Genomic DNA, 15,079 nt, shown 5'->3' on the forward strand with positions numbered 1-15,079 from the left:
CTTATATGACCGAATCAGCAATCCCATTTGAGCTTGGCATTAGTACCTTTCTGGAAGCAAAGCCTCATCCGGGCATGGGCGGGGCTTACAGCCACGCGGAACGGATCCGCAATAGCGTGGAAGAAATGATTCTGGCCGACCAGGTTGGCCTTGACATATACGGGATCGGGGAGCATCACCGGCAGGATTACGCGGCAAGCGCGCCTCATGTCATTCTCGCGGCCGCGGCCGCGCAGACGAAGCATCTCCGGCTGACCAGCGCCGTTACCGTATTGTCGTCGGACGACCCGGTGCGCGTGTACCAGGGCTTCTCCACCGTCGACGCGATCTCGAACGGCCGCGCCGAAATTATGGCGGGCAGAGGCTCGTTCATCGAATCGTTCCCGCTCTTTGGCTACAGCCTGGAGGACTATGACGAGCTGTTCGACGAGAAGCTGGAGCTGCTGCTCCAAATTACGAAGGAAGAGAAAGTCAGCTGGCAGGGCAACCACCGCGCCGCAATCGATAACCTCGCAATCTACCCGCGTGCGGTGCAGGACCCGCTTCCGGTCTGGATTGCAACCGGCGGCAACCCGGAGTCGGCCATCCGCGCGGGCGTGCTTGGCCTTCCCGTCTGCTTCGCCATCATTGGCGGCATGCCGGAGCGGTTCGCCCCGCTTGTCGAGCTGTACAAGGAAGCTTATACCCGTGCCGGCCATGATCCGAAAAAAATGCAGATCGGCTCGCATTCCCACGGTTTCATTAGCGACACGGATACAAGAGCAACCGAGCTCTTCTTCCCTGCCCAGCAGGCGATGATGAACGTCATCGGCCGCGAACGCGGCTGGCCGCCGTACACCTTCGAAGCTTACGATGCGGCTCGCAGCATGCGCGGAGCGCTTTATGTCGGCGAAGCGGAATACGTGGCGGAGAAAATTATTTTGCTGCATAAGAACCTAGGCTTAACCCGCTTCTTCCTGCATGTCGACACCAGCTCGATTCCACATAAGGATATGATGCGCGCCATTGAGCTCCTTGGCACCAAAGTAGCGCCGATTGTCCGCAAGGAAATTGCGGCTTCGGCAAAATAATGGATTTAGACAGAAAAAGTGCGGGCCTATGTAGGCTCGCACTTTTTCTATGGAAAGAGAGGATCAATTGCCGTCCGCATTTCCTCCTCTGTCATATGGCCAACCCTTCTGTAAACCACGTCGCCCGAAACGTTTACGAGGATAGAGACTGGGATCGATTTGATGCCATAGGCATACGTGACGCTCTTGTCCGAATCCAGGATCACCGGAAAATGATATTGCTTCTCCGCGATATATTTCGCCACTTCTCCCTGTTCCTCCCCAACGTCAACGGATAGCACGACCAACCCTTTATCCTTATAATCCTGATACACCTTCTCCAGCGCCGGCATCTCCTTGTCGCACCATTTGCACCAGGTCGCCCAAAAGTTGATGTAGACGAGCTTCCCCTTCAGTCCGGACAACGTTACCTCCTTGCCGTCTAAGTCCTTCAGGGTAAAATCAATCGCCGGTTCTTTGGCTGCCTCTGTCTTCGTTTCCGCTGCCGAAGCGGCAGCATCCGTCTCGATACTGTAGTTTTGGGTGACGTAGAGCGAGAGCAGCACGAACGCAACAACGGCTCCGATCAGAATCCAGGTTTTTTTCACGGTTAACCTGCCTCCTTATAGTTGAATAAGCCCGGCATATTTGCTGAATACCTCCAGCTGATTCGTAAACACCAGAACGCCCATCAGCATCATAACTACTCCGCTAACAACCGAGATTTTCGGGAGATGCTTCGTCAATTTCCGGAGATACGCGGATAGATTATCGATCAGCACGGCAGAGAGCAGAAACGGAACCGCAAGCCCCAGCGCGTACATCGAGAGCAGAAGCACTCCCTTCCCAAGGGTCGCCATGCTTCCGGCGTAGATCAGAATGGAGGATAGAATCGGCCCGATGCAAGGCGTCCAGCCGACGGCAAATGCCATGCCCAATACGAGTGCTCCCGCTTTTTTCCCCGGCGATCCGCTTGGCAGAAACCGCTTCTCGGAATAGAGAAGCTTGATTCGCAGCAGCCCAGTCATATGCAGGCCAAAAACAACAATCAGCGCCCCGCCGATCTGCTGCACAAGCCGCATATGCTCGGATGGCAGCCGGCTGACGGAGCTGACGGATATCCCGAGCAGGACAAACAAAATGGAGAAACCAAGAATAAACAGCGCCGTCTGCGAGATAACCGTAAGTTTATTGGGGCTGTTCTTCAGATCGGTGGCCGAGGTGCCCGCGATATAGCTGAGATAGACCGGTATGAGAGGGAGAACGCAAGGCGATAGGAAGGACAGCAATCCCGCCGAAAAAGCTAATAAAATATCCAATACCTTTCACCGCCGCATTGGAAAAAGGGGCGGCCAAGTCGGCCGCCCACCTCTTCTTCGAGTTTCTATTATTTGGACAACAAGTTATACAGCACTTGCGCCGCTTCCGCTCTTGTCGATACGCCTTCTGGGTTCAGCTTATTGCCGCTTCCTTTAATAACGCCAGTCTCAACAAGCGTTGTAAAGGCCGTTTGCGCATAACCGGCAATATCGGCCGCATCCGCATAGGAGGATACGGTTGCGCCAGTCTTGGCCGTTGGCAGCTCGCCTAATTGCTCAAGCGAACGGTACAGCAGCGTGAACAGCTCTTGACGCGTAATTTTATTATTCGGATTAAATTTGTTATCGCCCGAGCCTGTTGCGATGCCAAGACGTTTCGCAGCCGCTAGGTAATTCGTGTAATACGTATTGCCTGCGTCGGCAAAGTTCGCCGCTCCTGCCGCTTCCGGCTCGATTCCGTATGCCTTCAGCAGGAAGACGATGAATTGGCCTCTTGTCAGCTCCGCATTGGGACTGAAGTGATCGGCATCGGTACCGCCGGTAATCTCGCGGGCAGCCAGGAAGCTGACCGCATGATGGAACCAAGCTGTTGCCGGCACGTCCGCAAAGCCTACTTTATTGAAGCCGATAATGTATTGCGAGAAATGAGTGGTTGTAAAATCCACGGTTCCCGTTGCTGCATTGTAATGACCGCGAATCGTTTGCAGCTCGCCGGAATCAGATAAGTAGTACACCACGATAGATTCGGCATTCTCGCCCGCTTTCAGCGTGTACGGGAGGCTTACCTGCACCTTGCCGCCGCCGAAATTCGAGATTTGCTTATCGCCGGCAAAGAGAGACAGATCATAAACCGGACGGTCGCCCAATACTGCCTTGCCTTCTTCCGTCAGCTCGAACTTCGATACGATCACGCTGATATCCCCAGACAAGGCGTTGCCGCTAATGCTTTCTACCGCTTTGGCATCGAAGGTTACGGTTCCAACCGACAAGTCTGCCTTCACCGCTGCGTTCGTTCCCGAAGCAATCAGGTTGAAGGAGTCTCTAGGAATCGTCAGCTGCGTAGACGTTGTATCCGCGGTTCCAGGCACCTGGAAGCCGATAACTGCCGCTTTGCCCGCTGCTTCCGCTTTGGATGCTTTCGTAATAAGGCTTGCTACATCGCTTGCCGACACCGCCGCTACCGTCTCGCCCGTTGCCGAATCGGTTGTACCGGTAACCGTCACCGAATTCACGGCATTTACCTCTTCAACCGGTGTTGTTGGCGTAGTTGGATTGGCAGGCGTTGTTGGTGTAGTAGGCGTCGTAGGGGTTGTTGGTCCGTCATAAGCCGGAACAACGACATCTACCGCTTGACCAGCTGCATAAGGAACTGCCGTTGGTCCCGTCTGAGCGATTGTTGGGCCGTTATAGCCGTTTTTCGCTGCATATCTAACCGAGTACGTACCAGCCGCAAGACCTGTGATGGCATTGCCGGATACGGCTGTATACGCCGAGTCTGCCGCGCTTTTCAGCTTGTATTCCAATGCTTTGTTTGTTGTGCCCGTAATTTGGCCGTTGTTATTCGAACTCGACGTTGGCGCTACGCCAGTCAAGCCGGTTGGCGTTGCTTCCAGACGCGTAAGCAATTTATTCAGCGCGTTTGTGTAGTTCGTATGATTGCGGATCGTGCCGTCAGCTACGGCGTAATCCGGCTGGATGTTTTTCCAGGTGTACATCAGCTCAACGTGACCAAGGATTGGCGCTTTGCTGCCGTCGGCGTTCACATTGTCCTTGTTGTAGGCAAACAGGTAAGGAACCTGCAGCTTGTTGGCAACAACGTTATTGCCGTTTTCCGTGTAGTTGACGTTATTGGATGCCGGCAGGTATTGCGTTTTAATGTTAGTCAGGTACTTGTTCGTCAGATCCACATACAGCTTCGCCAACGGGTGGTTCGTATCGCGCACCTGCAGGAAAGTGCTGTTATGCGGATCCGCGCTTGGATCAAGCACCGAGATGCCCGCATCCAGCTTCGTATCCCAGAAGTAGACTTTATCGACGTTGTATTTCTTCGCGTACTCGTTAATGAAGCGGATTGCCGCCTGCGTATTCGGGCACCACGAGCCGCCGAACAGAATCACATAGTTGCCTTTGCTTTGCAGCAAATGAGTCAACTCATTGTAAGTGACATGCTCGTAGACAAGCTCGCCGTCGTCGCCAACGACTTGGCCGTTCTCCTCATGAGTTGGGAAAATGTCGCGGCCGACCGTTTGATCCTCATGCTTGTTAAACGCCGGAGCGATAAAGTCCCAATTGGTGAGGCTGTCATAATCGGCAGCAGGCACTTTATTAAATACATTCAACACCTGTTCCTTATAGCTGTCGACCTTAGCCGTATCCAGCGCATTGCCGTCGTTAGGATCGGCCGTCAGGAAATCGTTCCAAGTATAATCCGCGGAAGAACCGTGCTTCTCGAGCGAAGCGATGATCGGCGCGGCGTTGCCTTCGCCGTCCTTGTGATCCTTGTCATAGATGAACAGGAACGGAGACTCAATTTTTTTCGCCTCGCCGCTCGCAATGACCGTAGAAGGCGTCGTTACCGTACCGCCGCTTTCCTTTTGCGGCGATTTCTTGCTGTAAGTGATCGTAGCATCAGTATTCGCTTGGAGGTTCGTCAAATACTTGTCTACTAGTTCCACATACAGCTCGTTGAAATCATAGAAGTTCGTTGTGTTTGTCGTTACGCCTTGCGAAGTGGAAGTTACCACTTTGGTATAAGGGTTCGCCTGCTGCTCGGCAATATCAACCGATTCGCCGTCCAGCTTCGTATCGAAGTTGTAAATGGTGTCTACGCCATACTGCTTTGCAACCTGGTTGATGAAGCCGATATCTGCCTGCGTCTCGTCGCTCCAGGCTCCGCCGAACAAGACGGCATATGTACCTTTGCTATCGAGCAGCGTAACAAGATCCTCGTAAGTAACTGTCTTGAGAATATGGTTCGCGTCGTTCAAATGCGGGTAAACATCACTGAAATAATCATAATGGCTGACTGCGCTATTAAAGCTGCTTACTTCCGCGGCGCGTGCCGTGCCGGCCTGGAAGACCGGCAGCACTAACGCGGAGGCGAGTAGAACGGATAGTGTACGATTAAAAGTTTTCATGTGTATATACTCCTCTCCCTATTTGACCCATTCTTCTTGTAAAAAGCCGATTAGCAGCTTTCTTCACCGTCTACCGCGCAATCCTCATCCGAAGACGAAGGCGACGTAGATGGAGAAGTGGAGGATCCGCTGGAGGAACTTGTCGAGCCGGAAGAGGACGAGCTGCTTGCCGGAGCTTTTACGGCAGGCGTCTTAGGCTGCGACTCTTCTTGCTTGACAAACGTTACTTTTTTGCCCGAATCATCCGATTGGCTTGCGGCAGGCGCCGAAGCTTCCGGTTTGCTTGCAGCCGGCGTGGATTCGGCCGGTTTTGCGGCTGGAGCCGGCGTTGCTGCGGGAGCAGCTGAAGTCGTGGACGGCTTGGTGGATGCCGCTGGCTCGGAAGCTTTAGTTGAAGCCGGCTTCGATGCAGATGTAGAAGTTGGAGCCGGAGTGGAAGCGTTTTGGACGGCTTCCGTGGAGCTTGCTTTGGCTGTTTTCGCTTCTGCTTTCGTCTCTTCCGCAGGTGTAGCAGCCGTCTGTGCCGATTGAACCTCGGCAGCTTGAACGACTGGCTCCTGAGCTTGCGCCTCAGCATTTGCCGGTTCGGCTGTTGCAGTAGTTACTTCTGCTGTCGCCTGTGGTTCAGCTTCTACGGCCGTATTGGTTGTGTCAGCTTGCGGCTGCTGTTCAACAGTCGTTACAGCAGGCTCTTGTGCCTCCGCTGCAGCCGGTTCCGTACCGGATGTGTCCTTGTTCGCGTAAACGGCAGCATATGTCAGCGATGAGAAGACTACGGCTGCGGCTATGAAAGTAACTGTCAATTTGGAGCTAAACCATTTTTTCATGATGAAACTCATCCTTTCCCCTTTGGTTTTAGGCGGCTCATTCAGTAATCAGGCATAAAAAAAGATCCAATGCCCGCATCTAGTGATGCTTGAACATTGAATCTCTGGAGGTCCAGTCGACTAATTTCTTATCCGAATTACGTTATGATGTTCCGATTTCTAACCCTATCTTAGGATGTAAAAGATTGGATGTCAATCATTTTTTAATAATTTCCAATAGAAATAGTCGGATTTATTTTTTTCTAAGCGATTATACGTTTTTCTTAATAAACACGGCTAAGAATTCTCCGGCTTAAACCGCGCTCCTCCAAGGTCGGCGATAACTGTTTCACCTTGCTTCAACAAAAAACAATTGACAATTGCTTCAGACGTTTGTAAATTATTGAATTATAATTCCTATCAAACAACTTGGATTAGGGGGTAATGGTAAGATGGATAAAATAGATAACAACCTGTTGCTGGCTATCGAGACGAACTGGTACAGCTTTGTTACCGCAATCTTCGTCTTTGCTTTTCTGTATTTCTTGGCACGCAAGCGTGTTGGCTTCGGTACTCGGGTGCTTGTCGGATTAGGGCTGGGGCTGGTCGTCGGGATCCTGTTCCAGAGCCTTGATTCCCTGGAAATCAAAGGGATCACCACCTTCGGCAGCATTTATATCAGCTTGATCCGCATGCTCGTTATTCCGCTTGTTTTTGTTCTTGTATTAAATAGTATCGCTTCGCTCACAAGCCTTGACTACCTGCGCAAAATCGGCTTCAAGACGTTTGCCTGGTTCCTTGGCACAACCGGTATCGCATCCGTTATCGGCTTACTGACCGCTCTGGTATTTAACCCGGGCAAAGGTATCCAGCAGCCTGCCGCAAGCGACGCGGCAGCGCGCGAAATTCCGACGTTCTCGGATGTTATTCTTAGCCTTGTTCCTTCCAACCCGGTTAGCGAAGCGGCGGACGGCAAGGTTGTTCCGATCCTGATCTTCGCGATTTTCCTGGCTGTAGCCATCATTAAGGTTGGTTCGAAAAACGAAGAGGCCGTCAAGCCTGTCCGGGATCTCATCAAATCGGCTACGCAAGTGCTGCATCAAGTCGTTAAATTCGTGATCCGCCTTACGCCTTATGGCGTATTCGCCCTGATTGCCGGCGTTGCGGCCAAATATGGCTGGGATACCCTGCAGGAGCTCGGCAGCGTTATCGTAACCTCGTATGTCGCCCTTATCATTCATTTCGTGCTTGTGTTTGGCGGGCTGGTGCTCTTCGTAGCGAAGGTTAATCCTCTCAAGTTTTTCAAAAAGGTGTATCCGACGGTGGCCGTTGCCTTCACGACCCGAAGCAGCTATGCTACGCTGCCTATCAACCTGGAAGTCATTACGAAGCGTCTCCATGTCTCGCCGAAAATCGCGAGCTTTGTTGCTCCGCTTGGCGCATCCGTCAACTTCAACGGCTGCGGCGGCGTATGGCCGGCGATTGTTGTCGTTTTTACCTCGCAGGCCTTTGGCATTGAGCTTGGCCTGACCGACTACATCGTGCTTGTATTCGTAAGCATCATCTCTTCCATTGGCGTCGCGGGCGTTCCCGGACCGGCGGTTATTTCGACGACGGTTGTTCTTACCGCGCTTGGTCTTCCGCTTGAAGCGCTTGCGATTGTTGCCGGCGTTGAAGCTCTTATCGACATGGCTCGTACGGCCGTAAACGCAACAGGAACTTCGGTTACCGCTCTTCTCGTAGCCCATTCCGAAGGCGAATTCGACCGTGATGCATTCAATAACGACGACGATGAAGAAATCGCGTTAAACGCTGTGTAATGCAGAAGCACAAAAGCCGCCTTTTCCCGCATAACGCGGAGAAGGCGGCTTTTTCATATGCTAGCCTGCAGCCGCCGGTCAATATAGGCCAGCAGCCATTCCCGCTCGCCGGGAATTTGCTCGCGCAGTCTTGCAGCGGCGACAGGCAGCCTCCAGCGGTCGATTGCGGTGCTCTCCGCCCCCGTCAGCCTGCAATATTCGGACAAATACGCTTCGTTCAGCCGCTGCCCGGTATCTGGAGGAATAAACAGAGGAGGCATGGAAACAAACGGCGACAGGAACATCATGGAAGTCCTCGCCACATCGCATAACGGGTCGCCCGAGTTGGCATCCATCCAATCGATAACCGTCAGCCGCCCTCCCGCTTGAAGCACGTTATCCGGATGCAAGTCGCCATGACAGACCGATTCGCCATCCGGCAGACGCTCCAGCTCCGCTAACACCGGCTCCACCCGGTCGCCCAGAAAAGAGGCGGACTGCCGCACGAACATGGCCATCCGGTCCTTCTGCCTTGGCAGCCGGGATGCCCTGCAGCGGTGAATATCGGCATGCAGACGGGCCAGAAGGGTACTGTAATGTTCCGCCTTGTCCATATCGCGCAGCATCATGGCAAGGAGGGAAGGTCCCGCTATCCTCTCGTACACAAGTCCGCTTCTCCCCTCCGTCTCGACCTGTCCAAAAACCTCCGGCGCGGGGACGCCAGCCTGATGAACGGCCGTACCGATCTCCGCCTCGTAATCAAGCCAGTCCTTCGGAATGTTCGCGTAATAAAGCTTCACGACCCGCCCCTCGCCCCATTCGTAGACCTCGGCGGTCATGCCTTTCCCGATTAATTGCCCTACAGTCATCCTTGTCCTCCTTCATGCGGTCAGGACGACATCGTCCGGCCGCGGTTTTCCAGGTTTTTCGCGGTGGCGCTTGTCGGTACGTCCTTCTCCTCTTTTAACGTTCCGAAGATCGCGTCCACAAGCGGCGTCGATACACCGTACCAATAGTTCTCGTTCTTGAAGTGATGGAGCAGATGCATCCGCTTATTCCATTTCCAGAATCTCGTCTTGGGCTGAATCGGCCGGTGCGCCACATAATGCTTCCATTCATAGACGAGCAGCATCGCGACAAGCCCCGCGGCGAAGGCCAGCGTGAATGCAAGCGAGCCCGAGATCAAGTAGAAAAGGAGCGCAAATACGCCAAGATTGGGCAGGCTGTACCAGACCGGCAGAAACAGCAGCTTCAAATCATGCGGATCCGTGTGATGATCGTAATGCAGACGCTTCAGAAATTTGAGGAATAGCGGGTTTTTGGGCGCCTTCAAATGAAAGAAGAACCGGTGGGTCAAATATTCGCTGAACATAAATCCGATAAGGCCGGCCATGAAGAATACCGAACTGTACCAGGTCACGGCTTCAATCATGGCCCAAGCGGCCAATCCGATCAGCACCGCTGTCATCATCATAATATCCGCATGCAAAAAATAGTCGCGGTACAGCCCTTTTTTGCCCACTATTAACCCCATCCTCTGCCCTTTTGAGATGTAAGCCTTTACTTCTTATCTTACCAGTAATTTTACAAAAAATGTTCTTGCTTATATGCCCGTGAAGCGAAATAATAGGTTTTATTATTCAACAAGATGCATGCTCATCAGAAAGGTTGGCTTTACCTTATGGAAGTCTCGCAACAATTAAACGGCAAGCAAGTTCTGCAAGGGCAAGCCGGGAAAGAGCCGTTCCCGATCTCCGTCCTGTCCCTGACCGTTGGCGCCTTTGCAATCGGCATGACCGAATTTGTCATTATGGGCATTCTTCCGAATGTGGCCAACGATTTGAACGTCAGCATTTCGGCAGCCGGCCAGCTGATTACGATGTATGCCCTCGGCGTAGCCGTTGGCGCTCCGATTATGACGATTCTGACGAGCCGGATTCCGCAGAAAAAGCTGCTCTGCATTCTTATGCTGCTCTTTATTCTCGGCAACGGCCTGTCGGTTGTGGCACCCAATTACGCCGTACTCATGATCGCCCGGATGATTACGGCCTTGACCCACGGCACCTTCTTTGGCGTTGGCGCGGTTATCGCCTCCAAGCTCGTAAGAGCGGATAAGCAGGCGGGAGCCGTCTCGATTATGATGGCGGGCCTGACCATCGCCAACATTATCGGCGTCCCGATCGGCACGTATATCGGCCAGAACTGGGGCTGGCGCGCTTCCTTTGGCGCGATTGCCGCCATGGGCGTCCTTGCTCTGATCGGCATTATGATCTTTATTCCTAAGCTTAAGCTAAGCAAGCAGGTCAGCGTCCTTAAGCAGCTATCGGCGATTGCCAGACCAAAGCTGCTCGTCTATCTGCTGATCGCGGCACTCGGCAACGCCGGACTGTTTGCGGTATTTACGTATATTACGCCGCTCCTCACGGACATTACCGGTTTCGCGGAGCATAACGTGACCTGGATTCTGATTCTGTTCGGAATCGGCGTAACGGTCGGCAATATCGTTGGCGGCAAGCTGGCCGACTGGAAGCTGATGCCTTCCATTCTGGGCCTCTACCTGACTATTGCGGTTGTGCTGACAGTCTTCACCTTTACCGTTCATAACGAGATCGCTGCCGTAATAACGATCTTCTTGTGGGGGGCGGCATCCTTTGCCGTTTTCCCGGGGCTCCAGGTCCGGATTATGAGTCTCGCGCAGTCCGCGCCGGCACTGGCTTCGACGTCCAGCCATTCGGCCGGCAACCTCGGCAATGCGTCCGGCGCCTTCATCGGCGGCTGGGTCATTACCCATCTTTCCCTTGGCGCGCTGCCATGGGTAGGCGCCATCCTGGTTGGTCTGGCTTTGGTGCTTGGTCTTCTCAGTTACCGGACGGATTCGACGAATCCCTAAGCGAATTCAGCCAACTTTCAGGCTGTGTTCATCCTCCGTTCATGTTTGAAACCGATAACCTTCATGTAGCGGAAGACCTACATGAAAGGAGTGAGCGGATATGAATATTTCATCATCATCCATCTCGCAATCAAGCTCGTCGTATACATCCCAGAGCAGTGCTTCGGATACCAGCACGCCGATATCCGGATCTAAGATCTAACAACCCCCTGGACAGAGCAGTCCGGGGGGTTGTTTCCTTTACAAGCTAAGCCGGCAGCCTGATGGTTGCCGTCGTTCCGATATTCGGCTCGCTCGTAATCGTTAACGTGCCGCCATGGGATTGGATGATTCTGAAGCATACGGTAAGTCCAAGCCCGGTTCCCGTATCCTTGGTGGTATAGAACGGCTCGCCTAACCGGTCGATGACATGCTGGGGAATGCCCACACCCTGGTCTATAATATCGATGACAATGTGGCCTTTATGATCCTTCTTCATATGGACGTGAAGCTCGCCGCCGCCCGGCATCGCTTCTATCGCATTTTTCATTAGGTTAACGAGCACCTGCTTAATCTGATTGGCATCGCATAAAACGACCGGCAGATTCGGGCTCTTCTCCGCCAAAATGTTGACGTTCGTAATAATGGCCTGCGACTGCATGATGGGTACGATATCGTCGAGCAGCGAGCCGATATCGCAGCGGCTCATCTGCTGCCACTGATGCGGCTTGGACAGCAGCATAAACTCGCCCACAATATAGTTAATCCGCTCCAGCTCGGTTAGCATCATATCGAAATAATGGCGGTTCTGGTCCGTAGTTCTCCGGTGGAGCAGCTGGGTGAACCCCTTCAGCGCGGTCAACGGATTACGGATCTCATGGGCAACCCCTGCCGCCAGCTGGCCGATAACGGACAGCTTCTCCGACCGGATCAAATGCTGCTCCGACAGCTTGCTCTCCGTTATATCGAGCAGAAGGCCGGATATGGCCGGCTTGCCTTTGAAGAAAGCGGGAGCCGCCTGCATCTCGAGAAACAGATCCGTTTGATTGGATTTCCGCGCGGCAAGAGCAAGCCGGGAGGATTGATTCAACCGGCAGATCATGCTAAATTCCTGCTTTAACCGGTCGCCGTCCGCTTCCAGCAGGAAGCTTGCGAGCGGCTGGCCAAGCATTTGTCCCGGCTCGCAGCCAAACATGCTCTCCCCGTACGAATTCATATGGACCAGCTGGCCATTTTGCTCGATAAACACGCCAAGCAGCGAGCTTTCCACGAAATTATCGTAATTGACCCGCGACTGCATGAGAGCGGCCCCTGCCGATTCCAGCTCGTATATGCCCACCGACAGCCGGACGCCAAGCAGCACTACCGCTACAATCGCGCCTACGCTAATAATGGAAAATTCGCCCAACCGGCAGATGACGGCGATAAGCGCCGCGCAAACAAAGATAATTAGCGCGTAACGTCTCATAAACGTCTGCCTCGACTCGTTGCCCGGCCGGAGAGAAGCGCCCAGCGGTTCCTTGTCCGGCATCGCGGCAAAGCCGATAAACATCATGCCGATAAACCAGCAGAAGTCCGCAATCCAGGACCATTGCTCGCCTGCGGCAGCGTAGGATAATAAGTAGACAAATGCCGTGTTGCCTAATAATTTAATTAAAAAGCCGCTCAACAGAAACCAATTGGCCCGGCCGGAAATGATCTTTTTGCCGTACCAGCTGAAGAACAGCAGAAGAAATACGATGACAGCGTTAAAGGACGAGTTAAACATGTGGTACCCGATAACATCCCGGTTAACGTGATGATGGGACAGAATCGGTTCGATCAGAAGGTTCCAATAAAGCGTGGATGCCATCGTGCCGTACAATAAAATATCGAGTATGAACCGGAACGCAAGATTGGAACGTCGCTGCTGATACTGCATATAGAGGGCAATAAGAAAGAACAGGTATTGAAGTCTCCATAACAGCTCGGGGATGCCCAAATAATCGGGCTCGGCGCCCCTCATAAGCGTTACAATGGTCCAGATGAGCTGGGCAACAAAATAAAACAAGAGTCCCAGCCCGTAATAAATCCAGTATTTCGCCTCTTTGCCAGAGGCCCTGAACAGGAGGATAGCCGCGTAAAGAGCAGCTAACGTTTGAAGAATATGGCTAACCGCAGCCCCGGCAAAGGAATCCCTCCGCAGAAACAGAAGCCAGCCCGCGCATAACAGCAATAGAATCATTCCGAAATAAACCGCAAAGCCCCTCCCGCGAAACAATCATGAACCTCCCCTCGCCTGCTTACAACATTTTCTAGTTCCATTATCCCTATAATACGATTTCTACTGCCAAAATCCTCCTTTCCCTCCGGCTCAGACGAGACTTCTGTCATATACGCGGCATTTCGAAACCGACCAACGAAAAAAAGCACCTCTCCATTATCGGAGAAGCGCTTTTGTATGAGCTATATATGGGCTAAACGGACCGTATTCCGTCCGCTGTTCTTGGCTTCGTACAGGGCATTATCGGCTGCCTTCAGCAGCTGGTTGATGCCGCCCCCGGCTTCCTTGCAGCCCGCTCCCGCCATGGCAATGCCAAAGCTTGCCGTCACGGACAATGGAGGCTCGGAAGCGGCGGCGGCCATAGCCTGCGCGGCAATCTCGCCCCGGATCCGCTGAGCGGCAGACTCTGCTTCCTCGCGGGACAAGCCGGGCATTGCGACCACGAATTCCTCGCCGCCATACCGGCCAAACACGTCCTCCGGACGAAGCAGCTTCCGGCAGATATCGACAACATGCAGCAGGGCGCGGTCTCCGGCATCATGGCCGTAAGCATCGTTAATCCGCTTGAAATGATCGATATCGAACAACAGCAAGGCAAGAGACTCGTTCTGCTCAGCCGATTGATGCAGAAGCGCTTCGCTTAAATGAATGAAGTGCCGACGGTTAAAGATCCCCGTCAGACCGTCATGATAAGCGAGCACCCGAAGCTGCTCCTGAAGGCGCACCCTCTCCGTTACGTCAATCATAACGATCAGCTTGCTCGTCTCCGGACCTCTTCTCTTCCGGATAAAGGAAGAGCGGATCTGATAATAGTAGGACTGCATGCCAACGGTCCACTTAACCTCATCGTAGATACGCGGAATATCTTCGCCCGCTTCCGTATCCAGGTCGAGCATCGAAATATCCGTATGCAAAGCAAGCAGCGGCTCAATCGCTTGCCCAAGCGCAGAGGTTGTAAGCTCCGGAAGAATAGCGGCGGCTGCCGGGTTAAAGTCGACTAGCCGATTGCTCCGGTCCAGCACCAGTACCGCGTCGTTCATGCTTTCGAATAGCGTATCCCTGGCGATCGGCGCAACGTTCAGCATTCCCTTCGAGACAAGCCCCCACATATACAAAGCCGCTGTAACGGCCATGATGACGGGAATCGGGTCAATGCCGCCCGGCGTCAGGTTGCCCAAGTAGAGGAAATCGCCGGCGATCGGCAGGAGAAGCCCCACCAGCATCGTAATATGCTGAAGACGGTAAGAGGACCGCATCCGGTTCCAATAGATGAGCAGCAAGGCCACTCCGCCAATCATGCAGCCAAACGTATAGCCGCCTTGCATGATATACCAGGGCCCCGCATTTAATTCGACTCTATGGATACCTTCGGTTATTTGCAATTCGACCGAACGGTAATAGAAATGATGCATGTCGTTTGTGATGACAAGCACAAGCGTAATAAATGGCATCAGGAACATCAAATAGCGCATCTGCCATTTCAATAACCTTTCCATTCCAAGGAAAAACATGATCAGCATCAGACTGACCGGCGGAATAAACGGCATCCCAAAGTACTCTACCGTAATCCAGAACTTCACTTCGCTAAGCGTATTGGCCGACAGCTCCAAAGCTGACCCGAATATATAGATAGCCGAGAGAAAGCACATCGCGATAAAGGTCCTCGCCATCGCTTGCTTGGAACGGTTCATGAATACGTAAATACCCATTAAGATATTAATAACACCGGCTGTAACCATCATCGTTAAAACAGCGGAATAAGGTGTTCCCATACTTGGTGCACTCCGTTATGAAAGATTATCTCTTGCAACTGATCGTAACACAAATAGCAGCAATT

General features: G+C 53.0%; 11 protein-coding genes. 3 read left to right on the forward strand and 8 right to left on the reverse strand.

Annotation, left to right across the window (positions count from 1 at the left end):
• Nucleotides 1-5: 5 nt before the first annotated feature.
• The gene (locus FHT67_RS23255; protein ID WP_167201462.1) at nt 6-1,070 is read left to right on the forward strand and encodes an LLM class flavin-dependent oxidoreductase; all 1,065 of its coding nucleotides are present in this window, start codon (nt 6-8) and stop codon (nt 1,068-1,070) included.
• A gap of 47 nt (nt 1,071-1,117) precedes the next feature.
• Here the strand turns inward: FHT67_RS23255 and FHT67_RS23260 are convergent, their stop codons facing one another.
• From FHT67_RS23260 to FHT67_RS23275, 4 genes are all read right to left on the reverse strand, one after another.
• A complete protein-coding gene (locus FHT67_RS23260; protein ID WP_167201463.1) occupies nt 1,118-1,657 on the reverse strand; it encodes a redoxin domain-containing protein in 540 nt (179 codons plus the stop codon).
• Nucleotides 1,658-1,672: 15 nt separating this feature from the next.
• Nucleotides 1,673-2,368 carry a cytochrome c biogenesis CcdA family protein gene (locus FHT67_RS23265; protein ID WP_167201464.1) on the reverse strand — a complete coding sequence of 232 codons (696 nt, stop codon included), beginning with the start codon at nt 2,366-2,368 and terminating at the stop codon, nt 1,673-1,675.
• Nucleotides 2,369-2,436: 68 nt separating this feature from the next.
• Nucleotides 2,437-5,505: an S-layer homology domain-containing protein gene (locus tag FHT67_RS23270; RefSeq protein WP_167201465.1), complete on the reverse strand. Its 3,069-nt coding sequence runs from the start codon at nt 5,503-5,505 to the stop codon at nt 2,437-2,439.
• Nucleotides 5,506-5,555: 50 nt separating this feature from the next.
• Complete coding sequence (locus FHT67_RS23275; protein WP_167201466.1) at nt 5,556-6,332, reverse strand: hypothetical protein; 777 nt, start codon at nt 6,330-6,332, stop codon at nt 5,556-5,558.
• 431 nt (nt 6,333-6,763) lie between these two features.
• Between FHT67_RS23275 and FHT67_RS23280 the strand changes: the two genes are divergently transcribed.
• Nucleotides 6,764-8,131, forward strand: a complete 1,368-nt coding sequence (locus FHT67_RS23280; protein ID WP_207918153.1) for a dicarboxylate/amino acid:cation symporter — start codon at nt 6,764-6,766, stop codon at nt 8,129-8,131.
• A gap of 53 nt (nt 8,132-8,184) precedes the next feature.
• On the opposite strand, the gene FHT67_RS23285 is transcribed toward FHT67_RS23280, so the two are convergent.
• The gene (locus FHT67_RS23285) at nt 8,185-8,979 is read right to left on the reverse strand and encodes a phosphotransferase family protein (protein WP_167201467.1); all 795 of its coding nucleotides are present in this window, start codon (nt 8,977-8,979) and stop codon (nt 8,185-8,187) included.
• Nucleotides 8,980-8,999: 20 nt separating this feature from the next.
• A complete protein-coding gene (locus FHT67_RS23290; protein WP_167201468.1) occupies nt 9,000-9,644 on the reverse strand; it encodes a sterol desaturase family protein in 645 nt (214 codons plus the stop codon).
• 147 nt (nt 9,645-9,791) lie between these two features.
• Between FHT67_RS23290 and FHT67_RS23295 the strand changes: the two genes are divergently transcribed.
• Complete coding sequence (locus tag FHT67_RS23295; RefSeq protein WP_167201469.1) at nt 9,792-11,000, forward strand: MFS transporter; 1,209 nt, start codon at nt 9,792-9,794, stop codon at nt 10,998-11,000.
• 247 nt (nt 11,001-11,247) lie between these two features.
• Here FHT67_RS23295 and FHT67_RS23300 read toward each other — a convergent pair whose 3' ends face one another.
• Both FHT67_RS23300 and FHT67_RS23305 read right to left on the reverse strand, forming a co-directional pair.
• Nucleotides 11,248-13,239, reverse strand: coding sequence for an ATP-binding protein (locus FHT67_RS23300; protein ID WP_167201470.1), 1,992 nt, complete (start codon nt 13,237-13,239; stop codon nt 11,248-11,250).
• Nucleotides 13,240-13,424: 185 nt separating this feature from the next.
• A complete protein-coding gene (locus tag FHT67_RS23305) occupies nt 13,425-15,014 on the reverse strand; it encodes a histidine kinase N-terminal 7TM domain-containing diguanylate cyclase (RefSeq protein WP_132308419.1) in 1,590 nt (529 codons plus the stop codon).
• Between the last annotated feature and the right edge of the window lie 65 nt (nt 15,015-15,079).

Origin of the sequence: Paenibacillus sp. BK720 (genome assembly GCF_011761545.1) — a bacterium.
Taxonomy (GTDB): domain Bacteria; phylum Bacillota; class Bacilli; order Paenibacillales; family Paenibacillaceae; genus Pristimantibacillus.

Coding starts and splice junctions, on each gene's coding strand:
- FHT67_RS23255 (WP_167201462.1), top strand. CDS start 6: ATGACCGAATCAGCAATCCCATTTGAGCTTGGCATTAGTACCTTTCTG.
- FHT67_RS23270 (WP_167201465.1), bottom strand. CDS start 5,505: ATGAAAACTTTTAATCGTACACTATCCGTTCTACTCGCCTCCGCGTTA.
- FHT67_RS23275 (WP_167201466.1), bottom strand. CDS start 6,332: ATGAAAAAATGGTTTAGCTCCAAATTGACAGTTACTTTCATAGCCGCA.
- FHT67_RS23280 (WP_207918153.1), top strand. CDS start 6,764: ATGGATAAAATAGATAACAACCTGTTGCTGGCTATCGAGACGAACTGG.
- FHT67_RS23285 (WP_167201467.1), bottom strand. CDS start 8,979: ATGACTGTAGGGCAATTAATCGGGAAAGGCATGACCGCCGAGGTCTAC.
- FHT67_RS23290 (WP_167201468.1), bottom strand. CDS start 9,644: ATGGGGTTAATAGTGGGCAAAAAAGGGCTGTACCGCGACTATTTTTTG.
- FHT67_RS23295 (WP_167201469.1), top strand. CDS start 9,792: ATGGAAGTCTCGCAACAATTAAACGGCAAGCAAGTTCTGCAAGGGCAA.
- FHT67_RS23305 (WP_132308419.1), bottom strand. CDS start 15,014: ATGGGAACACCTTATTCCGCTGTTTTAACGATGATGGTTACAGCCGGT.